This is a genomic window from Dactylosporangium sp. NBC_01737, assembly GCF_035963215.1.
In the GTDB taxonomy this organism is placed as follows: domain Bacteria; phylum Actinomycetota; class Actinomycetes; order Mycobacteriales; family Micromonosporaceae; genus Dactylosporangium.
On the sequence record NZ_CP109153.1, the window covers coordinates 10,919,155 to 10,943,052 of the forward strand.

The following is a 23,898-nucleotide window of genomic DNA, read 5'->3' on the forward strand; positions in this document are numbered from 1 at the left end:
CGGTCATCAGTACTGATCGCCCAGGCCGAGCACCGGGTCGACGTAGATGTCGGTGCAGATCTGGGTGTGGTCGATGATGTCGTCGGGCGGGTTTCCCTTCGGCCAGTTCCACTGCAGCACGTCGGACGGCAACATGTAGTCGAGGTAGTCCAGCGTGTAGGTCCGGCCGGAGCCGGTGGCGAACCAGTACCAGTTCTCGGCGGCGGCCCAGGCGTAGGACGTCGACCATGTGTAGGAGCCGACGAACCAGTTCGAGTGGCTCGTGCGATCAGATCCCGGCCAACTGCCCACGTGTGGCCAGAAGCCGTAGTTCATGCACTGCGAGATGAACGCCGTGCAGTCGTCGGAGTATGTCAGGGCGTTCGGGTTGTAGTTCACGCCGTACGTGAGCGCGTACTCGATCATCCGGGCGTAGTTGTACGACTCCAGGAGGTTCGGGCTCGCCTGACCGCCGAAGGTGCGGCCGTTGATGACCTTCGGTGCTCGTGGCGGCTCCCCCGTGCCGGGGCGGATGCCGCTGCCCTTGGTCAGGCCGTCGCCCCGGAACTTCGCCGGCACCGCGTCGAGGAACTGGGTCTCGGGCAGGTCACGATAGTCACCGGAGATGAACTGCGCGCTCTCCAGCCGCAGCACTCCGCAGTCGCGGGCGAACTGCACGTCGTGCTCAACGGTGTACCTGGTGAACTTCCCACCGCACGCGAGTGGCTTCACGAAATACAACGTCGTGTCTTCCGGACTCTCGCCAGCGGCCTCGCCGCGTCACCGGTTACCCACAGCACCGTTGTCGTGGTGTTGGGCCGGTCATAGCCGCCTGTGCGTTCGAAGAACACCCGCCGGAACTTGAACTGTTCGTGATCGGATCGCTGGCGGTCAGAGAATGACCGCGTGGACGGAACGGTGAGGTCCACCGGTCCTGCCGAGGCGCCACCGTGCGTCACCCGGAGCGCGCGTCCTGAGAAGTACTCCCTGGACGAGCCCTTCGATGATGGCCAGGTCATCTGCGGGCGGGGCTGCGAGAGCGAGGCGGGGTATTGCGGCGACCGCGCCGCCGAGTGCGACTCCGTGCGCCTCGATGTCCGCTCGCATCCTGCCGCTCACCACCGACCCGCTTCCGGACCCGGCTGACCAACTGCCGCACCCCGGCCTCACTCGCGTTGATGATCTCGGCGATCTGCTCGTAGGGGTAGTCGAACGCCTCCCGCAGCACGTACGCGGCCCGCTCCGTCGGCGTCAGCCTCTCCATCAGCATGAGCACCGCGACCTCGAGCGCCTCCCCCGCTCCGCCGCCGGCAAGCCACCGCTGCGGCACCGTCAGCCGCCGCCACCACACGACCGGCGCCTGCTTCGTCCGCTGCGTCCGCCTGCGCGCCATGACACCCTCCCTGTCACACCGCAGACCGCATCCGGTCCGCGGCGCACACGGTAGGAGACCGCCGCCCGAAACTCCACCAAGAGGCCACACCGGCAGAGTCCGGCACCGATCCGGCGATCATGTTGACGCTTGAACATTTCCGCGGTTCCCACGACGGCGCAATGCAGCCATCCGGCATGGCCGGATCCCTTGACTCATGGCAGACGCAGCGTCAAGGCGTCTGATCGCTCGCCCACGCAACGTCAAATACCACAGCGCAACCACGTGAACAGCAAGCACACGCCCAGAACCCAGGTCGTTCGGAAACGAATAACCCGAGTTAAGGGTCCAGCAGCGACATACTCGACCACATATTCAGGCCAAGGAATGAACAGGGGGTTTCCGCATGTAATTTTACCTGCGGAAACCCTCAGATTGTCGGGACGACGGGATTCGAACCCACGACCCCTTGACCCCCAGTCGTTGAGGGTCCCAGCGACGTGCTCAAGCACGTTCTCCCAGGTCACTGGAAGCATAAACCGGCCGAGTAAAGGAGTCCGTGATCCCGCTCCTTTGCGGTGCGCCCGACGAGGCGTAGGTCGAGCACCGGTGCCGGATGGTAGTCGAGCCGGGCGGGGGTGCCCGCCGCGAGGGCTGCCGTGACGGCGAACTCCGGCAGGGCGCGATGGCAAGGTCAATGCCGCCGGAGAGTGGCGGCAAGCGAGCCCGCCGAGTTCGTGGTTGCCTCCACGCCGCTGACGTTCCCGGCCCGCAGACGCTGGGACACCGCGCCGGGACTCACGTCGGCGTCCGGATACTCCGGGGACGCGGCGTTGGCGATCTGCGACACGGTCAGCACGACCCCGACGGGATGGGCCTGCAACACCGCCAGGATGTGCTTCGCCACGTTACGCCGACCGGGCCGACCGGCGACCGAACGGATCTCCGGCGCGACCGCCGGGTCGTCGTCGACCTCCTCGGTCTCCTCGCGGTGCTCAGCCGCCCCGACCGTCGCGGCCGGTCTCGGCAGTGCGTCGCAGAGCACCGAAGCCAGCGACGCACCGCGCGTCTGGATCGCCCGGTCGTCCCATTCCTCGGGCAGGGTTCGGTTGATGTTGAGCGCGCTGCGTTCCAGGATCTCCTTCCGCTTGGCCACCCACGGGCCGTTGGAGACGGACTGGTTGAGCCGCTGCGTCGTCAACGTCAGATTGCCGAGTGTGTGGAGCAAACCGTGACGTCGCGCGCTTTCCTCGGCACGGCTGGCAGTGCCGGTCGCCGCGAGCGGCCAGTGCTGCTCCCACGCCTGGGGAAGGAGGTGCTCGATGGTGAGCCGGTCGAGGTCATGGATGATCTGTTCGGTACTGGCCGTCTGGAGCTGCCGATTGGCGAGGTCCAGGACGATGCGCACCCGGCCGCGGGTGAGTTGCTTGTAGAGCGGCAGCACACCAACGGCGTAGCGGACGTCCTCGTCCGACGGCCAGTAGTTCGAGTCGACGGTCTGACCCGCGAGGAACTTCAGGACAACATCGTCGGCTGATTGCTGTCCTGGCCGAAGCTGCCGCAGGAGGTCGAGCATGAGGCGGTTGTAGTTCTTGGTGGTGAGCCGGCAGATCATCCGTCGAAGAAGGTACGACTCCAGCACCTGAAGCACGTCGCGGCGGGTCGCGGCGTTGTCGCGGCCGAATACGAGCAACAGCACGGGCATGATGACGGTGGTGTCCAACGCCGCCAGCCGCCGTAGGAACACCTGCTCCGACGGTGCGAGTCCGGCACCCGTGTCCAACGTGCTGTAGACGTCGCCGAACGTGCCGAAGCGGGCCATCAGATCGGTGAGCGGTAGCCCGCTGTCCCTCACGTAGCGCCTGAACGTCAGGAACAGCTGGTGTGCCGGTACCTCTTGAACGAGCTCCATAGTCAGGAAGTGGCCCAGAAACGCGTCCAGCCGCGGCCGCACGAGTCGGCCCTGGCGAACGTCCTCACGCCAGTACCCGTCGTCGAACCGGGCCCAATGCCGGTCGTACAGGTCCTGGACCGGCAAACCTTGCCGCTCCGCCTCATGGAACAGGTGGTTGCGGACCAGGTCGGACGCCCGAAGCGGAGTACCGCGGGCGTTGAGACTCTCGAAAATGACCTGTGGGTTGTCCCGGCTGCCGAGGTCGATCACCACGACCTGCAGGCCATGATTGAGCACCGAGACAAGTTGATCGAATGCACCTTCCCGATCGGCAGGGTCGAACTGCAGCAGCCAGTCTCGAACGGTGCCGGCGAAATAGAGGTAGGCCTGCACGATCGTCGGCCGCTCCTGCGGATACTGCGACGCCAACGCCGCGGCTGATCCGGCGGAGAGGGCGTTGCGGAAGGCGCCGCGGTCCGCGTTGGTGGGCCAGACCTTGAACGTGTCGTCCGGATCGCTGCTCATCTCATCGTCGTTGACGGTGAGGCGTTGCAGCGACTTGATGTTGCGCTCCGGGAGCGCCAGCTCGGACGCGACATCGCGCACTGCCGCCAGGAGCAGCTGCAGGGTGGTGAGCCGTTGCTGGCCGTCGATGACCTGCCGGACCTCCGTTGTGTCGGTCTGCCCTTTGACAAGGTCGAGAACGATAGCGCCGAGAAAGTGCGGTGCCTCGGCCTCGGCCTGTCCGTGTAGGTGCCAGGCCGCCATGACGTCCTGCCAGAGCGGTTCCCAGTTCTCCTCGCGCGCCCACACGTACGGCCGTTGGAACAGTGGTACGACGAACCGCACCTCCCGCCGGAACATGTGGATCAGCGTGAGCGGCTTGGTCTCCATCGGCGTCCATCCACGAGGGTCGGGAGCAGCGGGTCAGATCTGGCGCTCACGCAAGGCTACGACACGTGAAGGGTGTGCCCTGACGGCGCGGCACGCATGGAGGGGCGCGGCTGAGCCTTGCCAGGCCGGACGGAGGAGCCCAGGTCGGCCGATAGATGCTTGTAGTCCGGTACCCATGGCTGGACGGTGGAAGTGCGTGGCTGTGGGAGGCGGCCCTGTGACGACGAACGAGGGAGCGCGCTTCCTGACCGCGATCGCACTGGTCGCCGTCGACCACGCCGACGGTGAGCGCCCAGTCCGCCGTGCCGGGGCTGCCGACCGTGCCGGCGTCCGGCCCGGAGTTGCCCGCGGCGACCGCGAACAGGGTGCCTGACTGCCCGGTCAGCCGGTCGACCATCTCCCCCATCAGGTCCTCGGTGCCGTGAGCGGTGGGCCCGCCGAGGCTTGTGTTCACGACCTGGGCGCCCTGCTGGACCGCCCACTCCCTCCCGGCGATGACCCACGACTCCAGGCCCTGGCCGTTGCCGTTGCCGTTGTCGGCCTTGCCGTCCAGCAGTGTCGCGTCCGGCGCCACCCCGACGTACCTGCCACTCAAGGCGGCGCCGTCGCCGGTGACGATGCCCGCGACGTGCGTGCCGTGCCCGAACTTGTCGGCGATACCCGAAGCGCTGCCCGTGAAATCCTGTGCCCCGAGGACGGCGCCGGCGAGGTCCGGGGTGGCCGGTGTCGATCCCGCTGTCCAGCACCGCCACCTTGATGCCCTTTTCCGTGTAGCCGATCTTCCACGCCCCCGGCGCACCGATCTGCGGCACACTCTTGTCCAGTACCGCCTTCACCTGGCCGTCCAGCCAGATCTTGCTCGCGCCGGCAGGCAGCGTCTTCGCCCGCGGGTCGGCGACGGTCCTCCAGAATCCGGCCGCGTCGGCCATGTTCAGCGTGCTCGCACTCCCGCCCACACTGGACAGTGCCTTCGCCGCCTTCGGCCCCGGCGCCGACGTCTGCCCACCGGGAATCAGTGGCAGGGTCGCGCGGCTGCGGTCGTCGTATCCGGACCGCACCAGCAGCGACACGTCGAACAGCTGGCGGTCGACTCAGCAGGTCCCCGCGCTGTGCATGACCATGGAGGGCGTGTTCCCGGCTGGCGGCTCGTCGTTCGTCCAGCGCATCTCCATCACGGCCCGGTAGCTGAACAGCGCGCCCTTCGGCACCCACGACAGGTAGTCGGCAGGCTTGATCACCCGGGTCTCGAACGAGAGCGTGTCCCCGGTGTCGGGGCTGAACACGATGCTCACCGCGTAGGGCCCGCCCGAGTCTGCGCGCTGCTCCTCGACCGTGTCGTTGCTGGTGATGGAGACGGCGACGCCGTTGCGCCCCTTGCCGTCCTTCACCGCACCGAGCGACGTCACGCCGGGCATCCCGGCGAGCACCTTGTACGCGGCGGCGCGGACCTGCGGCGTGATGGGGTTGAAGAACAGCAGGTTCTGCACGCCGGCGAAGAGCGACTCGCCGAGCTCCACGTCGCTCTTGTGCGGCAGGTTCCGCTTCTGGATGACGCCGATCAGCCACTGCTTCAGCGCGGCAGGGTCGGACGGCAGCGCACGGATCTGGTCCGCCGTCAGGTACTCACCGAGGACCCGGAACTGGGACGGCTCCTTTCCTGCCCCCTCGTCGGACCGGGAGACCTGGCTGGTCTTGGCGGCGTCGATGGTGTAGCTCTTGTTCGGGTCCGACGGGCAGCCCGGCCCCTGGTCGATCGGCCAGCTGCTCGGCGACCCAGCCTTCTTCCAGGCCGCCTTGTCCGCGTCGGAGGCGGGCTCGGCACCGGCCCAGCGGGTCTCGAACACGTTGAAGCGGTCCTTGATCGAGTACCACTCGTTGTAGGAGTAGTGGCCCATGATGGCGTACTCGGCGCCTTTCTGACCGACCTGTATGAGCTGGCCCTCCTCCCAGCTGGACAGCCAGTACTTGCCCGAGCCGGGGTCGGTCTGGTGCAGCGTCTGCTCAGCCGCGGTGAGCAACAGATCCTGCGCCGACCGGTTGTCCGGCTTCAGCGGACCGGTGTCCCATGTACGGGCCGGCCCCGGGCTGCCGTTCGCGCCGGGCGGCGCGGAAGGGGCCGGGCTCAGGACGTGCGCACCGACCACGATCCCGGTCGACACGGCGAGCGCACCGGCGGCGATGGGCAGCATGAGCCGTACCCGCCAGTGCGACGCGGGCTTGGCGTAGATCTGGCGCGCCAAGTGGCGCCGCGCCTCGTTCACCGTCTCCGCCGACGGCGGGGTCACCGGCCTGGCGCCGGCAAGCAGCTCAAGTTCGTCCATAGTAGACCGTCACCTTTCGATCGGGTTGATGTTGTCCAGGGCGACGCGCAGCCGCTTCCTGGCGCGATGCAGCCGGGATCCGACCGTGCCGACCGGAATGCCGAGCGCCGACGCGACCTCCTCATGCGACAGTTCGCCCCAGACGACGAGCAGCACCACGTCGCGGTCGCCGGGCTGCAGATCGGCCAGCGCCGCAACGAGCCCGTCCCTCGCCGCCGCCGCCGACACTCGGGAGTCGGCACGGTCCACATCACCCGAGTACGCGGGCTGCGCCGCCACCCGCGCGTGTGCCCGGTAGCCGCGCTCCTCGATTCGCCGATGCTCGCGGACGAGGTTCGTCGCGATCCCGTACAGCCAGGCGCGAACCGTCCCGCGCCTCGGGTCGAAACGGTCCCGCTGCCGGAACGCGACGAGGAACGTCTCGGCCGCCACGTCGTCGCCACCCGCACCGCCGAGCCGTCGCGACGCGTACCCGTGCAGTGCGGTGAAATACCGGTCGAACAACGTCGAGAAGCTCTCCGGATCGGAGAGCGAACGCGTCAACAACTCGGCGTCGTCCCCATCCACTGCCACCTTCGAGCCCATCCAACTCCCTTCGTCGGCCACACACTTCATGTCCTGATTGACGGCGCAGAAAATGATCTTCACGGCGTGCGGCGGAAAGTTCTAGATCTTGGCGAACACAGCCATGAGCAGAGAAGCCGACCCGGAATGACGGCGACCTGAGGTCTCGACCAGACTGTCCTGCCAACGCGGCTCAGGTGCGGCGGTGCGCCCGGCGTCTTTCACCGGCCCGAACGATAGGTCACCGGCGTCGAGACGCGCGGCGGACGGTACACCGGGACGGCCTTCCTGGAAGAACATCAGCCCGCCCCGGCCGAGCCAGAACGGTCACTGCGTGGGGAAAGGAGGCTTCGCTGAAACCTGCATGACCGTTGAAGGCCACCGCGTTCAACATTGCCTGATCGGAAAAGGTAGCCCGGTTGACCGCTACGCCGGCCTCGAAGCGCGCCCCTACGAACCGCGCCGGGCCCGCGAACCGTGCCGAGGCCATGGGGAGTGTCAGATGAACGGCTGATCCGGGTTTGTTGAGGTGGTCAGTGGCTGGCCGGGGTGAGCCGGCCTTCGAACCCGATCTGGAACGCGTTCAGGGGCGCCTTCCAGCGCCTGGTCCACCGGCGGCGGCCCGCTCCGGTGGGGTCCAGGCTCATCAGGGCCATGTACACGCACTTGAGCGCGGCTTGTTCGTTGGGGAGGTGCCCGCGGGCGCGGACGGCTTTACGGATACGGGCGTTGACGCTCTCGATCGCGTCCGTGGAGCAGATGGACTTGCGGATCTCGACGTCGAAGGCCAGGAACGGCACGAACTCCGCCCAGGCGTCCTCCCACAGTCGCACGATCGCCGGATACTTCTTGCCCCAGGTCTCGGCGAACTCGAGGAACCGTTCCGTCGCGGCGTCCTCGGTCGCCGCGGTGGAGACCGGCCTCAACGCTTTGGCGATCTTGTCCCGGTCCTGGCGGGCGGATCAGCCGCCGGTGCCAGGCCAGTAGCGTTGCGGGGTGACGATCCGGTGCTTCTACAACTCCCGCGGCAGCACCCGGACCAGCGCCGACAACACCGCCCGTTCCGGCCACGACAGGCGCGGCCGACCGACCTGCCGACGCAGCACCGCCACCTCGTGACGCAGCACCAGCAACTCGGCGATCATCGCGGACTCGCGCCGACGCGATGCAGTCGGCTTCGGTGAAGCTCTACTTCTCGCCCTTACCGCCGCGCGAGGGTCCACCGCTGATCCGGGCCGAACCCGTGCAGCGCCGGGCCCCGATCCAGCTCACCCGCCAGACGGCGACCGCATCCCATCGACACCGCCATACATCGGCCGACATCACCCGACGACGTCGACAGAGCCCACCTTTCAAGATCGGTGGCCTTCAGATCCGTCGATGGCGTCCTTCCACCCGCCGACCAGTCCGACCAGGAGCGAATCGTCCGTACGACCGTCCTCGACCGATCCGACCAGCTCCGGGCCGTAGTAGACATCGAATGACACATTGTGCCGCTCCGAGATCCGGCAGACTTCGCCCAGCACCTCTTGCACTTCTTCCAGGTGGGCCCGGCGCACCTGCCCGTCCAGTTCCTCGCCCCACGGCGGCAGGGTGGCATGAACGGACAGCGCGAGTCCGACTATGCGGCTGCCGATTCCTCCTGACGACTCGTCGCAGAATTCAGGCGGTCCGAGGACCCATGACCGGCGGCCGGCGAGCCCGTCCGCCGACGAACGCAGCGCGGTCGTGACCGCATCGGATGCCTTCCCTTCCACCACGACAACCAGATTGTCGATCGGATGCTCTTCCCGCACGGTGATGCCTCCATTTAGCCGCACATGCCCGGTCCACCCGGGTTGACGCTGGTCCCTGCCCTTGCCGAGAACCGCATCCGCACAGGTCAGGCGGCATGTTGGTACTCATGGAGGATGCCGCCGAGGCGATCGTGTCTCGGATGTCGAGGCGGGTGATCTTGTCTGGATCGGCGATCGGTACGGGTAGCGACCGGAGCGGGCGGGTGTTCGCGATGCCCTGGTGTGGGCGGTGTCCGTTGTAGAACTGTTCGGACTCGTGCAGGGCGTGGAGCAGGTGCCGCTGGTTCCAGATCAAGGTCCGGTCCAACAGTTCACGGCGGCAGGTCTGGACCCACCGTTCCATGATCGAGTTCATTCTCGGTACCTGGACTCCGCTGAGCACGACGTCGATGCCAGCGTCGGCGAGGACGGCGTCGAACAGTTCGGGGAACTTGCCGTCCCGGTCGCGGATCATGAGCCGCGCCCAGGAGCCGTTGCCTTCGAGGTCCATGACAAGTGCTTCGCGGCCTGTGCCACCCATGCGGTGGTTGGGTGCCCGGTGGCGCCCAGGATGTGGATTCGGCGGCTGGCGTGCTCGATCACCGCGAACACGTACATCCGCGCTCCGGTAAGGGTGACCGTCTCCAGGAAGTCACACGCCAGCAGGGCGTCGGCCTGCGAGCGCAGGAAGTCGGCCCAGGTGCTGCAGGCGCGCTCGGGCGCTGGGTCGATCCCGGCGTCCTTCAGGATCTCCCAGACGGTGGATGCGGCCACCTTGACTCCCGGTACGAGCAGTTCGCCATGGAGGCGCCGATAGCCCCAGCTGGGATTCTCCCGCGCCAGGCGTAGCACCAGGGTCCGGACGGAGTGCATGGTACGCGGCCGGCCCGGGCGCTTGGGCCGGGAGCCGGCCGCGTGACGGCGGGCGATCAGATCGCGATGCCAGCGCAGCACCGTATCGGGGCGCACCAGCAGCCGCACTCGGCGCAGCACGCCGGTGGGCGGGCTCGGTCAGGATCCGGTCGGCGGTCGCGTACTCGCCGGCCACGCCCACCGTGCCGTGCGCAGCCTCGTCGCCGGACTCGTCCCAGACCGTCGCGTGGACAACGTCCGCGGTCGCCTCGGTGTCGAGGTGATACGGCTTGCCGGGCACGGGCCGGGGATGCTTGCGCAGGTCGGTCGCCATGAGCATTTCCGAGCGTCGGAGCAGTACCAACCCTGCGGCTTCCAAGCTCTTGACGGCCCGCTCCGGATCACCGCTCGGCACCGTGAGCCACGTGACGCCGTCCTCCGCCACGACCCGCTCCGCCAACCTCCCCAGCGACCCGGGATCGACGTCCGCAACGAGCGCGAAGTACTCGACCTCGCTGCCGGGCTGCCGGGACTCCACCCGCAGCCCGTCGCCAAGGTCTTCAGCGGCCGGCAGGCCCCGGCTGACACCCCACCCGCGCTGCCACCATACGACAAGCTCCCGGAGATCACTCACCCTTCGAGTAGATCACGCATCGCCCGGTTGCCGCGGCGCCGTCGCCGCCCGATCGGGCCGAAACCGGGCCAGGTCGGCTCCGAACGCCACGATCAGGTCGCCGTCATCGGTCGCGGCGATACTCCGCGGGGCGATCGGCAGCTCCAGGCGGGGACAGAGGTCCGCACCGGTTTCCAGGTTCGTCAGCGACACCGTGCCGTCGGCGCGGGCGACGTAGACGGCCGGCCAGGCGGCGATCGCGACCGATGAGATGGCCGCGCCCTCGACGTCCGGTCCGCGCCACGTCCCGGCGAGATCCCGGCCCCGGACCACCCGCCACCCATCGCGACCCGGGGCGAACAAGCCGGTGACGACCCGGGTGCCCGCGACGGCGGCAACGAAGTCGTCGTCGAGCTGCGGAACCGGTCGCGGCGGGGCCGTCATGTCGTCGAGGTGGAAAACCATGGGCGGCTCGCCGGTGGTCGACAGAATGACGACCGGTCGGCCGTCGAGGTCGGCCGCCACCAGCCTCATCAATGATCGGGGCACCTCGACCGCGGCGAGACGCACGCCGTCGTCGGCCCGCCACACTTCCAGCCTTCCCATCGGGGTCGCCGTCACGAGGACTCGAACGCCCTGCACGGACGCGACCGCCAGGTGTCGCAGCCACGACGCGTTCAGATCGATCGGCGCGGCGAGCTGCTCCTGCGCGATGACGTCCCACCTTCGCAGCCAGCGGTCGCTGCTGTGGCTCGTCCCGGACCCGGTCGCGGCCAGCACCCGGTCGCCCTCCTGCCAGACGGCCAGTGTATGGGCACACTGGACGTCGGTGACCGTGGCCGGGGCGACCGGACGCCCGTCGTCGGGCCGCCGGGCCATGATGATCCCCTCGTCATCGACGGAGACCACGACCCGCCCGCTCGGCGGCAACCGCACGTGCCCGACTTGCTCATCGTGTCCGGCGGAGCGAGTGACCGGCACCTCCAGGTCCCACACCCCGATGACGCCGTCCTGGGCCGAGCCGGTCAGCAGCCAGGCCCGGCCGTCCCACTCCACCGACCCCAGCATCGATCGGCCGACCGGTCCGGCCAGCGGCGGGCCGGCCGGCGTCGACGTGGCGAGATCCCACAGGTGCACACGCCCGCGCGTCGGAACGGCCAGAATGCCGTTGATCGACGCCAGCCGCGGTCGTCCGTTGCGCTCCTGCCAGATCCAGTGCAGACCCTGCGAATAGTCGTTGACGTGCCGAATGATCTCCGGGGCGAGCTGCTCGCCCGCCGCCACGTCGAACGTCACGATCTCTCGTCGCGACGTGACCAAGGTCAACGCATCGCGGCCACCCACCGTCGACCACACCAGGACCGCAACCTCACTGACCGCCTGCGCGCGCGACGATGGCAGCGGGAGCCGCGTGCCGGCTCCGGCATCCCACAGCGACAGCCGGTGCCCGCCCGCGGCTAGGACCTCGCGCCCTTCGGTCGACCGGCCGACGGCGATCGAGAACACCGTCGTACGTTCGCTCGTCGCCAACCGCTCGCCCGTGCGCAGCGACCACCAGCCCACCGTCGCCTGGTCGTCCAGCGTGATCAGTACCTGTTCGCCGTCCGCCGCTACGACGATGACGTCCTCGACGCCCGCCGGACCGACCCGGAGACTCCGCACCGACGCCGGCCCGGACGGATCCCACACCCGGACCACGCCGTCGGCATGTCCGGTCACGACGATCGGCTCACCCGCTCCCCCGAACGCCAGACACCTGGCGCCCGGCGCGGCTATCTCGGAGTGGCGACCGGACCGGACGTCCCACACCACGAGCCGAGCCCCCCCGGCATCTCCAAGGGACGCGCCGGTGATCGCCGCCACCCATAGATCGTCACCGACAACGGTCGCCGCCGGCGCTGCGGTCAGCGTCCCGGCCCGAAAGGCGAACCGCATCCTGGGGTCGTCATTCCGGTCAGTCCGCCACACGACCTGCCATGAGTCCGCCACGCCGGTTCCCAACCGTTCATCCCGGTGAGGGTTCGGTCGTCGCCGGCCGGACCCTCACTACCACCAGTCAGCACCCTAGTGGCTCACACTCACCAGTCGTTCCATTCGACGTTCCGCGAGATCGGGAAGCGGGCGTTCGCGAAAGCGCGCAGCGCAATGTGGAACAGCGCATCGTTTCCGGGGCCGTAACGCTGGGGCTGGTAGTGCCCGGATTCGTTGCCCACCTGGACAATCTCGCCGTTTCGGACGTGGAAGTTGCCCGCCGCTATGACCGGATTCGCTTGGCCGCCGCTCCGGCCCGCCAAGCTCGTGTGGCCCGCACCCGGGTGGGTGCCCCCGACAAAGTCCCAGCCGACCTCGCGACCTTGGACGGTTTCGTTGTGGAAGGACCTGACGCCGCCGCCGGACTGTACGACGTAGGTGTGTTCACCGTCCTGCAGACCGCCGGCGCCACTCGTGCGAACGGCATCGTCGTCGATCGGAGTTTGAGTGCTCGTATCGTGGGCGTCGCGGTTGGGGAATCGAGCCGGATCGTGGGTGTTGGCGTTGTCCCACTCGATAACCTCGTCGTCCCCGCCGGGGGCGCCGCAGACGGTTCTGTTGTGGACGAGGATTGTCGCGCCGGCGGTGGAGACGTGGTACGTGTGGACGTCGGCGACGGTGAGGTCACGCATGTCCTTCGCGCCGGTGAAGTTGTCGACCGCGACGACCTCGGCGGTCGCGCCCTCGTCCGTTTTGAGTTCGGTGCCGGGCTTGAGGTCGGCGGCGTTGACCCAGGTGCTGGTGGTGCGGTCCCAGAACGGGTGGTGCTGGGTCGTGTGGAGCACGGTCGTGGTGGTGCCGACCGCGACCGCGGCCGCGGTAACCAGGGCCGCGCCCGCCGTTGCCAGCTTCGACGGCTTCGAGGCGTTCGCCCCCTTGGTCGTCGCGGTTTTGACCCGGATCGTCACGTCAGTCAGGTCGGTGTCGTGGTTGACCCACAGCTTGGTCACCGGCTTGGCCGAGGTCGTGCCCGTCTCGGGGTCGGTGGCCGTCACCTCGTCGCCGAGCTCGATGTCCTCGATCTTCTTCGTCGAGCCGTCGGCCATGAGGACGGCGGTCTGCGGGTCGAAGCTGTGCCTGCCGCACGGCGACGCCCGGCCGGCCCTACCGCCGCTGATGGCGCCGGTGATGCCGCCGATCGCGGCGCTGGTGGCGACGGAGCCCCAGTCGACCCGGCCGTTGGTGCCGATCTGGCTGACGATGTCCTCCACCGCGCCGCTCACCGCGCCCGCGATGGCGCCACTGATGGCGCCGGCCACCACCTTGCCCACGGCGTTGACGGCCATGCCGGCGAGCTTGGTCGCGGCGAAGCAGGCCACCTTGCCGCCGACCACGCCGCCCAGCGGGCCGGCAATGCCCTGCATGGCGCCGGTACCGGCCGAGGTCAGGGCGTCCTTCCAGCTGTGGATGTTGCCCTGGGCCGCGTCCTTGGCCAGGTTGACCAGGGCCGCGGCGCCGACCATGCAGGCGACCGCGCCCGCGCCGGCGGTGGCGGCGGTACAGGCCATGCCGGCCAGGACGCCGCCGACGATGGCCAAGCCCTCGATGATTTGGTTCTTGTGGTCCTTGATGAACTTGGCGGTGTTGACCACGGCGTCGGCAAGCCGTTTGGCACTCGCCGCCTTCGCCGTCTTGGCGACGGCGAGCAGGCCGCCCTGCTTGTACGCCGCCGAGGCCGCTTGTCCCATGCGCGTCAGGGCGTGGCCAGCCTGCGCCGCATACTTGCGACCGGCCGTGTAGACCGTTGTCGCCGCCTTGACGAGCGGGGCGACCGTGTACTTGTAGACCGTGCTGGCGACGCTGTAGGCGGCCGAGACGACGGTGGCCGCGAAGTTGTATACGACCGGCGGGAGGACGGCCTTGGCGACGGTGCTGACCGCGCTGGCCACGCTCTTGAGGGCCGACTTGAGGCTCCAGTGGCCGCTCGGGTCCGTGGCGATGAGCGGGTTGGCGTCGCCGTAGGCGAACCGGTTGGCCGCCGCCGAGTTCGGGATCGGGCTGTTCGACGCGGTGTCGCGGGTGTCGAACTGGCCCGTGTCGGTGTTGTACCAGCGGGCCATCATGTTGACCCGGCTCGTCGACTGGTCCGTCCACTCCGACTGGTAACCCAGGCTGCCCTGCATCCCCGTCGTGGCGAGGACCTTGCCGAGCGGGTCGTAGACCGTCGTGCCGGAGGTGGCCGTGCCGGTCGCGGTGAACAGGCCGGTGAGGTCGTCGTGCTGGTCGGTGAAGGCGTACTGCGCGCTGGCGCCCTTTACCCCGACGACCGAGCCGCCCGGGTCCCGGGTGTACGTCGCCGTGGTATCCGCAGCGAGGTCGTTGTCGACGCCCGTGTAGGACAGGCCCGTCTTGGTCTGGCGGCCGAGGCCGTCGTAGGTGTAGGTCGTGGTGCCCTGCTGGGTCACCTGGCCGTAGGCGTCGGTCTTGGTCAGCACGCCGTTGGCGGACGCGAGGGTGCCGCGGGGGGTGTAGGTGTAGGTGGTGCCGCCGGACTGGGTCAGCAGGCGGTTGCGCTGGTCGTAGGTAAAGGTCTTCGTACCGTTGGTCAGGCGGTTGGAGGCCTTGTCGTAGGTGTACGCCGTGGTGGCGGTGCCGTTGTTCCAGGACAGCAGGCGGTCGGCGAGGTCGTACGTGTAGGTGTTGCTGACCGTGCCGCCGAAGCCGGTTGTGGCCTTGGACGTCTCGTTGCCGTTGTTGTCGTAGCCGTAGGTGATCGACGCGACCGCCGTACCGCCGGATGTCTTCAGCTCGTCGGTGTTCAGACGGTGACGAGTGTCGTAGCCGAAGGTCCGGACGTTGCCGGTGCCGCCGTAGATGACCGTCTTGGGCTGGTTGATGGTGTTATACGTCAGCTTCGTCTGGACCGACGTCGTAGTGTTGGCGACCGTGTCGAGACGGCCGGCGGTGTCGTAGTTGTAAGCCGTGCTCCCGGCCGCGTCGGCCCGGGTGGAGAGCTGGCCGTCGTTCTTGTAGGTGAAGGTCGCCGCGCCAGAGACGCCGCTGGTGGTCCGGAGCTGACCGCGGTCGTCGTAGGTGAAGGTGTTCGCTCCGCCCGAGCCGGTGGTCGAGGTTAGGTGGCCGGCCAGGTCGTAGCCGAAGCTCCGCGCGGCGGTGGTCACCTCGGCGCCCGCGCCGGTCTGCCCGGTGAGCTTGCCGACCTCGTTGTAGGTGTTGGTGATGGTCACACCGCCGGGCATGGTCTGCGTCACCGGGCGGGCCAGGGCGTCGTAGGCAATCTTGAACGTGCGGTCGGTCAGGTTCGGGTGGGCCGTCGTGGACGGCTCGATCTGCTCCTCGGGCACGTTCCAGACGTTGTACTTCGTGATGAACGCGTTGCCGCGACCGTCCGTGAACCGGGTCTGGTTGCCCGCGACGTCGTAGCCGAAGGTCGTGACGATGTTGTTCGCGGGGACCGCGTCGACCGGCTGCGTCTCCTGCGTGAGCCGGCCCACCGCGTCGTAGCCGAACGTGATCGTCGTGCCGCGGGCGTCGGTTTTCGTGCGGATCTGGCCGCCCCGGTCGTAGGTCTGCGACGTCGTGGTCAGCGCCGCGCCGCCGCCGGCCGCGAACTGCTCGCTCTTGACCGGGTGACCCGCCAGGTCGTACGTGACGGTGGTGTAGGAGTTGTCGGCGAGGGTCGTCTTCGTCGAGCGGCCCACCGCGTCGTACGTCGTGGCGGTGACGTTGCCGGCGCCGTCCTTCAGCGTGACCACGTCGCCAGCGGCGTTGTACGTCTGCTCCTGCGTCACGCCCGTCGGCGACGTCGTCTTCTTGAGCTTGCCGTCCGTGCCGTACTCGAACAGCGTGTCGTAGTGGGTGCTGTCCTGCCGCACGACCGCCGACGTGGTCACCTTGCGGGCCAGGAAGTCGTAGGTGTTCGTCGTCGCGGCGCCGGTCGCGTCGGTGACCGTGGTCTGGTCGCCGTTGGCGTCGTAGCCGAACTTGGTGACGCCGGTGTCCGCGGCGACGGTCTTCGATACGCGGCCGAGCTGGTCGTAGGTGTAGAGCGTGTCGTGGTTGAGGGCGTCGGTGAGCTTGATCAGCTGACCGGTGTCGTCGTAGACGCGGGTCGTCGTCGGCGTGAGCGCGGTGGACGAGCCCGGCGCCGTGTACGCCGGGGCGATGCTGGTCAGGACATGGCCGGCCGAGTCGTACGTGGTCCGCGTGACGCCGCCGCGCGGATCCTTGACGTGTGTGCGCAGGCCGAAGGTGTCGTAGCCCATGTACGTGACCGGGCGGGTGGACAGGGGCGTCCCGCCGTCGGACTCGGCCATCGCGGCTGGGCCGGTGATCACGGCCAGGCGGCCGGCCTCGTCGTAGGTGTTGTCGGTGACGTTGCCCAGCGCGTCGGTGCTGGCGAGGATTTGGCCGGCCTTGCTGAGCTTCGCCGTGCTACGCGTGACGGTGGCGCCCGCGGCCGGGGCGGTACCGCCGTAGACCTGCCCGATCTCGGCGGCGGTCAACGGCCGGGAGTAGGCTTGGACGTCGCTGATGGAGCCGTTCCAGTAGTCACCGTAGCCGCCGCTGAAGTTGCGGCCGACCGTCAGCGGGCCCTTGGCCTTCCACGGCAGCCGGACCGCCGTGGTGGTCGGGGCCGCGTTGTTCACATACAGCGACATCGTCTGGCTGTCCGCGTCGTACACACCGACCAGATGCGTCCAGGTGTTCGTCGCCGCCGCCGACGCCGACAGCACCTGATACTGCACAGGGCTGGCCACATCCGAGCTGCGCAGCTGCCAGCTCCACTTACCCGTGATCGGCTCGACCTGCAGCGCAAACGCCGTCTGGTTCACACCCTCCTGCGTCACAACCGTCTGCCAGCCAGTGCCGGCGGCCCTCTTCGCCCATGCCGACACCGTGAACCCGTTTGTCGTGTCGAGGACCTGGCCGGCTGTCGACGCGTAGGCGTTCGTACCGTTGAACACCGCCGAGCCGGCGCTGGTCGATGTCGCCGGGTGGTCCGTCGACCACGCCACGTTCGTCGCGGTCGCGGCCGAGTTGCCGACCGAGTCCGCGGCCGTGACGCCCGTGGTCTCGTCGAGCTTCCAGCGGGCGACCGGGGTGAGGCCGGCCGTGTTGTAGGTGGTCGAGCTCGTATCGCGGCCGAGCTCGTCGTAGGTGTTCTCGGAACGAGACAGGACCGTCCCGGTGCCGTCGGTGACAACGCTGGCGATCGCGCGGTCGTCCGGGGACAGCGACATGGTCGTCGTCCGGTTGATGCCGGTCGGGTCGAACGTCTCCCCCGTCACCCGGTTGGCCTTGTCCAGCGTGTACAGCTTCGTCGCCGTGCCGTTGTCGGTGACCGCCTTGACGATGTTGCCGGCGGCGTCGAAGGAGTTGTCGACCTGGATGAAGTCCGGCTGGCCCGCGGTCGGGTTCTTGCGGATGATCTTCGCTTCGAGGCCGTTGTCGGTGTACTGGTGGACCGTCTGGAAGCCCATGGCGTCGATCTCGAGGACCATCCGGCCGTTGCCGTCGTACTGCTTCTCGTTCAGGGTCAGCGTCGTCGGCGCGGAGGGCGCGTTGGGGTCCCCTGTGTAGTTCAGGACCTTGACGAACCGCAGGCGGTGCTCGGCGTCGTACTCGTTCTGGGTGATGCCACCGTCGGCGCCGGTCTCCTTCACCACGTCGCCCAAGACGTCGTACTCGTACGTCGTCGTCTTGCCGCCGTTCGTCTCCGTGACGGTCTGCCCGTACGTGTTGAACGAGCTCGACATCGTCCGCGAGGCGTCGCCGCCGGTCGGGTCGGAGACGACCTGGGACAGCACGTGGCCGTCGACGTCGTAGGACGTCGTCGTCACCGTCGTGTGCACCGCGCCGGTGATCCGGTTGGTGACGGGCGTACCGGTCTGGGTGCTCACCCGGTTCTGGCCGTCGTAGGTGAACGTGCTGCCGCCGCCGGTCGGCGTCGTCTCGGTGTACTCCAGCTGCGAGGCGATCCGGCCGAGGTTGTCGTAGGTGAACTTGACGACCTTGCCAGCCGGGTCGGTGAGCTGGGCGACGTCGCCGTTCGCGAAGTAGTCGACGGTCTGGACCCCGCCCGACGGGATGGTGACTGCCCGCTGCAGGCCGTTGGGCGCGAACACGCCCGCCGGGCTGCCGTAGGCCTGGGTGCTGGATGTCAGGTCGGTCTTGGTGATCCGGCCGAGCGGGTCCTTCGTCGACGTCCGGTTGCCGTTGGTGTCGTAGGTGTACTCGGTGACGTAGTTCGGGTCGGTGGCGCTGGTGGAGCGGCCGTCGCGCTGCCGGATGAGCATGTCGTTGCGACGGTCCGGAGTCGGCGTCGCGTTCGTCGCGCCGCCTTCGGGGAAGTACTCGAAGTACACGTTGCTGCAGACGTTGTCCTTCTGCACCTGACACGTCGTCGTCGACACGATGTTGCCGCGCACGTCGTGCTCGTTCGTGGTGATGTTGCCCAGCGGGTCGGTCGTGGTGCGCAGGAAGCCGTTCTCGCTGTAGCCGTAACGGGTCTCGTTGCCCAGCGCGTCGGACTCGGCGACCTTGCGGCCGGTGTTGAGGTCGAAGGTGTAGGTGAGGTCCTTGCTCTGCGGGTCATTGTTCAGCGGATGCTTGACCGTGACGATCTTGACCGGCGCGCCGGTGTTCTTGCTCTTCTGCCAGCCCGCGTACTGGTTGGCGACCGTGCCGGCCGAGAGCTGCTTGCGGTAGTAGGCGACGTCGGAGATGAAGCCGTTGAAGTAGCTGGCCTGTGCCGAGCTCGCGCCGGGCCAGCCGAACCAGGCGCCGGCGCCGACGGTGGCGTGCGTGGACAGGTCGTCGGCGAGGGTGTTGGTGCCCGAGCCGATCTCGGCGCCGTCGAGGTACAGCTTCTGGCTGTTCTTCGAAGCGGTGACGGCTGCGTGATGCCAGTTGCCGTCGGTGACCGTGCCCGCCGAGGTCATCACCAGACCGTTGGCGGTGGTCCAGAACCCGCCGCGCAGCTTGCCGTCAGTACCGATGTACAGCCGCGGGGTGTGCCAGTTCGACGTGGTGATCGTGTTGTCCCAGGTGCCAAACAGCACGCCGCCGGCAGTCTGGGTCTTGAACCACAGGCTGATCGAGTATGTGCCGTTGGTCGGTATGTCGCTGCCTGGCCCGGTGTCAGGCAGGTTCACGATGGATGTGGAGCCGTCGAACTGGGCCGCGGTGGAGTCGTCGAACAGGCCGTTGGGCAGTCCGAGCGTCACGTTGCTGTACGTGGCCGGGTTACCGTTGACCTCGTTCGTGGCGAACGCAGCGCCGTCGCCGTCGCCGAACCGGTAGTAGTCGGCCGGTGACCCGGCGAGCGCGGCGCTGGCGTACACCTTGCTGGAGCCAGTGGTGACCGGCGGCCCGAGCTGCCACACGCCACCGTTGGAGTCGGTCACCGTCTTGACCGTCGAGTCCTTGGCCTCGTAGACGATCGCCGCGGTCGTGTTGCCCGACGGGCGCTTCACCGCGGTCAGCGGACGCGCGGTCGCCGTGCCGGCCTTGTAGATCGAGGCGATGTTCGCCGGCGTCAGCGGCCGGTCGAAGCTGGACACCTCGGCGATCGAGCCATCGAACCAGCCCGTCTGCTCGGTGACGCCGGCCGCCGGCTGGTCGGGCCACGCGTGGCCCCAGTAGCCGGAGCCGATCGCGACGTTCTTGAGCAGGTCCGCGTACGCCATATTGAGGACGCCGGAACGGCTGCCCTGCAGCTCGCCGTCGAGGTACAGCGACTGGGTGGCGCCGGCGCCGGTGAGCACCACGTGGTGCCAGGCGCCGTTGTCGACCGTATTGGTGCTGGCGATCGGGTTGACCGTGCCGTTCCAGAGCTCGCCGTACAGCTTGCCACTCGTGCCGACGTACAGGGCCGGCGTGTACGTGCCGGAGGTGCCGCCGGTCCCGGCCTGGTCCTTGGAGAAGCCGAGCAGGATGCCCCGGTCGTCCGGCGCCACCTTGAACCACATGCTGACCGACTGGTAGCCGCTGCCGAACGGCAGGTCCTTGCTCGGCACCGTGACCATCGACGAGGTGCCGTTGAACGTCGGCGCGGTCACCGTCGAGGCCGGCAGCGGGCCGGCGCTCGTCGCCGCCACGCCAGCGTACGTGCCGTTGTCGGTGCCCTGGTTCTCGATGACCTCGCTGACCGCGGCCGGCTCGCCGGCGGCCTCGCCGAGGCGCCAGTAGGCGCGCGGCCCGAGATTCTGCACCGCCGACTGGTACAGCGACGCAGTGCCATAGGTGTAGGTGTGGCAGGCCGTCGTCGACGTCGGCGGGCAGACCTTCTGCAGCTGGCCGTTGGCGTCATACGTGTACGTCCACGTGAGGGCGGTCCCCTGGTCATCCCCGACCGGGTCGGTGGCGACGGAGGCGACCTTCGCGGTGACGCCCGGCGGCGGCGTGGCCATCGGCGTGTAGGTGATCTGGGTGTTGCTCGCCAGCACCGGCTGGTGGAACGAGTGCTGGACGGCGGCGGTGCCGGTCGCGTTCTCGATGCCGACGACGGCCGCGGCGCCCTTGTCCTGATCGTTCGCGGGGTCGATGCCGTCGTAGCTGAAGGTGATGGTGCCGTTCTCGCTCAGCGCCGCCTTCACGGTGACGCGGGTCGAGCGGCCGAACAGGTACGCCTCGTACCACTCGATGCTGAACACCCGGTTCGGCGCCGTGCCACTGGTCTTGGTGGTGACCGTCGCCTGGCCGTTGATCTGCAGGTCGTCCCAGAACGGGTACAGGGCACCGTTCGGGTTCGCCGCGCTCGGGATCGCGGAGTTGTCGCCGTCAGCGGCGAAGCCCGCGAACGCGATGACGCCGTTGGAGGAGACCGTGGCGTTCGTGTAGTTCTGCCCGTACAGCGGGAACGCGAACGGCAGCGTGACACCGGTCGACACGTCGTCGCCGGTCAGCGGCAGCACCGTCACGCCCGGGTCGTCGGTCTGGTCGGAGAACGTCGCCGGGCTCGTGGCTTCCGCATAGCCGGGCGTGCCGCCGGGCGCGGCCCAGGTCAGGTGCAGCGACCGGCCGGACGCCGACGTGACCTGGCTGATCAGGTTGTTGGTGTAGGAGAACGTCTCCTTGCGGTCCGAGGCGTCGGTGATGGACGTGATGCCCCAGGTGTACGGCGTGGTCGCGCTGCCGGTCACGAGGGCCTGCCGGAACAGGTACGCCGTGCCGTCCTTGTCCACGAACTTGTACCCGAGGCCGTCGCTCTCCTTGGTGAACGTGGCGAAACGGCCGGGCGGTGACGCGAAGGAACCGTCCGTGTTGCGGCCGAACGCGATCTCCTGACCGGTCGGGTACCGCACCGTCACCGTGTCCACTACCGGCGTCGCGTCACCGGACATGACCTCGGTGACCGACAGGTCGAACACGCTCGACCAGCCCTGACCGAACGCCGAGTTGGTCCGCGGGTCGAGGCTGTTGTAGTCCCGCTCCACGGTCAGCGCCGGGCCGACCGTGGCGACGGTCGCGTCCGTGGCCGTGGTCGTGTAGTTCCGCACGCTCGGCTCGTAGCCGAGCTCACCGTTCTGCGACAGCGTCGAGGTGATGTCGGGTTGCGGCACCGACGTCGTGAACGTCTGCCAGTCCTGATAGACCTGCGCGGAGGAGCCGTCGCTGGCCAGGGCGATCCAGGTGTACGTCTCGCCCCACTTGAGGCTGCCGGCCGGCACCCGCACCGTCGGCGACGCCTGCGCGCCGGAGGTCCACTTGGTGACGCCGTTCTTGTCCTGGACCACGAAGTTGTAGGACAGGTTCGCATTCGGCGCATGGTCCGGGTCGTAGGCCAGGACCTGCAGCTCCGGCGTCAGCGTCGGCGCCGCATAGCCGTAAGGCGGCAGCGTGCTGGTGACGACCGGGGTCTCGAACTGGTACGTGATCTGCAGGAACGGCGCGTAGTTCGGGTTGTAGTTGGCGGTGGTGAACTTCTTCCAGTGGAACGGGTCGGTCTGCGACGTGGTGATCGCCAGGCCATTGTTGCCGATGTTGCGGGCCCAGTTGTTGAACGTTCCGACGCTCAAGTTGACCACGACCCAGTCGCCGATCGCCGGATTGCCGCCGCCGTTGCCGCAGGCGGTGGGAACGTTCGGTGTGACGGAGCCGATCGAACTGCCGAACGCCGGCCCGGGATAGCTCAACGCGCCGGTGTTCCAGCCCACGCTGATCGGGTTGACCTCGAACGACTTCGGTGTACACGTGTACGCCCAACGGTCGAAGACGTTCAGCTTCGCCGCGGTCACGTTCACGTTCGCGAACGTGCTGAAGAAGTTCGAGAACTTCAGGAACGAGTACGCCTTGACGCCGGAGCCGTTGTTACCGATCGACATCTCAACATCGCCGGACTGGTCGCTGCTGCGGTCGTTGCGGACCGTCGTGTCCTGCGTCGCGTCCAGCGCCGTGGTCACCGACGGGTCCACCACGACCGGCCAGACCCGGGCCGCGTCGTCGAGCCACGCCCGGTCGACGGACACCTGCAGTGCCTGACGGCCATTCAGGTCGACGATCTCGTACTTCGCCTCGGTCGCCTGCTCGAACCCGCCGGACTGCGGGTCGTACTTCGAGTCGTGCACGATGCCGCTGGGGATCACGGCCGCGACCTTGCCGTCCGTACCGACCAGCTCGATCGCGCCGTCAGCGCCGTTGCGGGCGGTCAGATGCTCCAGGTTGAGCGGGAAGACCCACGCGTTGCCGGCCTTGGCGTCGGCGACGACGAGGTCCTCCTTGACGCCGTCGCCGGTCGCGCGCAGCTGGAGGTCGATGCCCGGCTGGACACCCTTGTACGTCACGGTGTCGCCCGTGACCTCGCCCGGCACCTTCGCGGCACCCTGCAGCGAGTACCCGAACGTGCCGCCGCCGACATTGCGCAGGATCACCAGTTGCGGGTCGTCGGCGCTCTTGGCGATCGACACGTCCGCGGCGGACACCTTAGGGTGCAGGCGCTTGCCGTCGTCGATGAGGTCTGTGTCGATGCGCTGCCAGGTGCCGTCCGCGGCCTTGACGTTAACCTGGCCGGAGTACTCGCGGCGGGTGAACGAGCCGTCCGCGTTCTGGTACAGCTCCGAATCGGCGCTGCCCTTGGCCGGGACCAGCGTGCTCGTCTGCTCGTCGAAGCTCGCCGGTCCGGACCTCACCGCGGACTTGCCGATGTCGACACGGTGCTTCGGCGCCTGATACGGCCCTACCGCCCCGATACCTTTGCCCGCGGGGTTGCCGGCGCCGCGCCCGACCCGGCCGAGCTCGTCGAGCTGGTCCTGGGTCAGCGCCCCAGGCTTGCCCGCCTTCTGCTGCTGCGGTATGCCGTTGAATGCCTCGCGGCCCCAGTCGTGGTCCGGGTCCGGCTGCAGCCACGACGGCAGGCGCAGCGGGAAGCCGGCACCGGGTCCGTCCTGTACGACGCCGGACGGGACCGCGGCGACGAGCGCCATCGTCAGCAACACCCCGACGGCCACCGGCCGTGGCACGCGCCGGGGAACCCGTCCGAACAGGTTCCCGTTACGCGGTGCGATCTTCACGCTCCGCACATGCGCCAACCAACGACCAGCGTTCATGCCGTGCCTCCCCGTGAGCAACATGTGCCGCGCAGAGACTCGATCAGGAAACTCCCAGAAACAATGACTGATCAGCGGATAGCGCTGGATCAATGT

At 68.4% G+C, this 23,898-nt stretch carries 11 protein-coding genes and 2 pseudogenes; all 13 read right to left on the reverse strand.

Annotated features, from left to right (window positions below):
* Window positions 1–6: 6 nt before the first annotated feature.
* The 13 genes and pseudogenes from OHA72_RS50270 to OHA72_RS50330 all read right to left on the reverse strand — a co-directional run bounded on the left by OHA72_RS50270 (window position 7) and on the right by OHA72_RS50330 (window position 23,895).
* Complete coding sequence (locus OHA72_RS50270) at window positions 7–711, reverse strand: amidase domain-containing protein (RefSeq protein WP_327003197.1); 705 nt, start codon at window positions 709–711, stop codon at window positions 7–9.
* A gap of 283 nt (window positions 712–994) precedes the next feature.
* A complete protein-coding gene (locus tag OHA72_RS50275) occupies window positions 995–1,372 on the reverse strand; it encodes a sigma factor-like helix-turn-helix DNA-binding protein (protein ID WP_327003198.1) in 378 nt (125 codons plus the stop codon).
* 673 nt (window positions 1,373–2,045) lie between these two features.
* Window positions 2,046–4,139 carry a DUF262 domain-containing protein gene (locus OHA72_RS50280; protein WP_327003199.1) on the reverse strand — a complete coding sequence of 698 codons (2,094 nt, stop codon included), beginning with the start codon at window positions 4,137–4,139 and terminating at the stop codon, window positions 2,046–2,048.
* Window positions 4,140–4,185: 46 nt separating this feature from the next.
* Complete coding sequence (locus OHA72_RS50285) at window positions 4,186–4,953, reverse strand: S8 family serine peptidase (protein WP_327003200.1); 768 nt, start codon at window positions 4,951–4,953, stop codon at window positions 4,186–4,188.
* Between the two features lie 277 nt (window positions 4,954–5,230).
* Window positions 5,231–6,460: a CU044_5270 family protein gene (locus OHA72_RS50290; protein WP_327003201.1), complete on the reverse strand. Its 1,230-nt coding sequence runs from the start codon at window positions 6,458–6,460 to the stop codon at window positions 5,231–5,233.
* Between the two features lie 9 nt (window positions 6,461–6,469).
* The gene (locus OHA72_RS50295; RefSeq protein WP_327003202.1) at window positions 6,470–7,108 is read right to left on the reverse strand and encodes an RNA polymerase sigma factor; all 639 of its coding nucleotides are present in this window, start codon (window positions 7,106–7,108) and stop codon (window positions 6,470–6,472) included.
* Between the two features lie 449 nt (window positions 7,109–7,557).
* Window positions 7,558–7,986, reverse strand: a pseudogene (locus OHA72_RS50300) (transposase); the annotation flags it as partial.
* Window positions 7,987–8,037: 51 nt separating this feature from the next.
* The gene (locus OHA72_RS50305) at window positions 8,038–8,169 is read right to left on the reverse strand and encodes a hypothetical protein (RefSeq protein ID WP_327003203.1); all 132 of its coding nucleotides are present in this window, start codon (window positions 8,167–8,169) and stop codon (window positions 8,038–8,040) included.
* A gap of 207 nt (window positions 8,170–8,376) precedes the next feature.
* A complete protein-coding gene (locus OHA72_RS50310; protein WP_327011975.1) occupies window positions 8,377–8,820 on the reverse strand; it encodes a hypothetical protein in 444 nt (147 codons plus the stop codon).
* A gap of 259 nt (window positions 8,821–9,079) precedes the next feature.
* Window positions 9,080–9,340: pseudogene (locus OHA72_RS50315) on the reverse strand (hypothetical protein); the annotation flags it as partial.
* A complete protein-coding gene (locus tag OHA72_RS50320) occupies window positions 9,271–9,780 on the reverse strand; it encodes a helix-turn-helix domain-containing protein (RefSeq protein ID WP_327003204.1) in 510 nt (169 codons plus the stop codon). The gene OHA72_RS50320 and the pseudogene OHA72_RS50315, both read right to left, overlap by 70 nt.
* Before the next feature lie 517 nt (window positions 9,781–10,297).
* The gene (locus tag OHA72_RS50325) at window positions 10,298–12,127 is read right to left on the reverse strand and encodes a WD40 repeat domain-containing protein (protein ID WP_327003205.1); all 1,830 of its coding nucleotides are present in this window, start codon (window positions 12,125–12,127) and stop codon (window positions 10,298–10,300) included.
* A gap of 215 nt (window positions 12,128–12,342) precedes the next feature.
* Window positions 12,343–23,895: a LamG-like jellyroll fold domain-containing protein gene (locus tag OHA72_RS50330; protein WP_327003206.1), complete on the reverse strand. Its 11,553-nt coding sequence runs from the start codon at window positions 23,893–23,895 to the stop codon at window positions 12,343–12,345.
* Between the last annotated feature and the right edge of the window lie 3 nt (window positions 23,896–23,898).

Coding starts and splice junctions, on each gene's coding strand:
- OHA72_RS50280 (WP_327003199.1), bottom strand. CDS start 4,139: ATGGAGACCAAGCCGCTCACGCTGATCCACATGTTCCGGCGGGAGGTG.
- OHA72_RS50290 (WP_327003201.1), bottom strand. CDS start 6,460: ATGGACGAACTTGAGCTGCTTGCCGGCGCCAGGCCGGTGACCCCGCCG.
- OHA72_RS50275 (WP_327003198.1), bottom strand. CDS start 1,372: ATGGCGCGCAGGCGGACGCAGCGGACGAAGCAGGCGCCGGTCGTGTGG.
- OHA72_RS50305 (WP_327003203.1), bottom strand. CDS start 8,169: ATGATCGCCGAGTTGCTGGTGCTGCGTCACGAGGTGGCGGTGCTGCGT.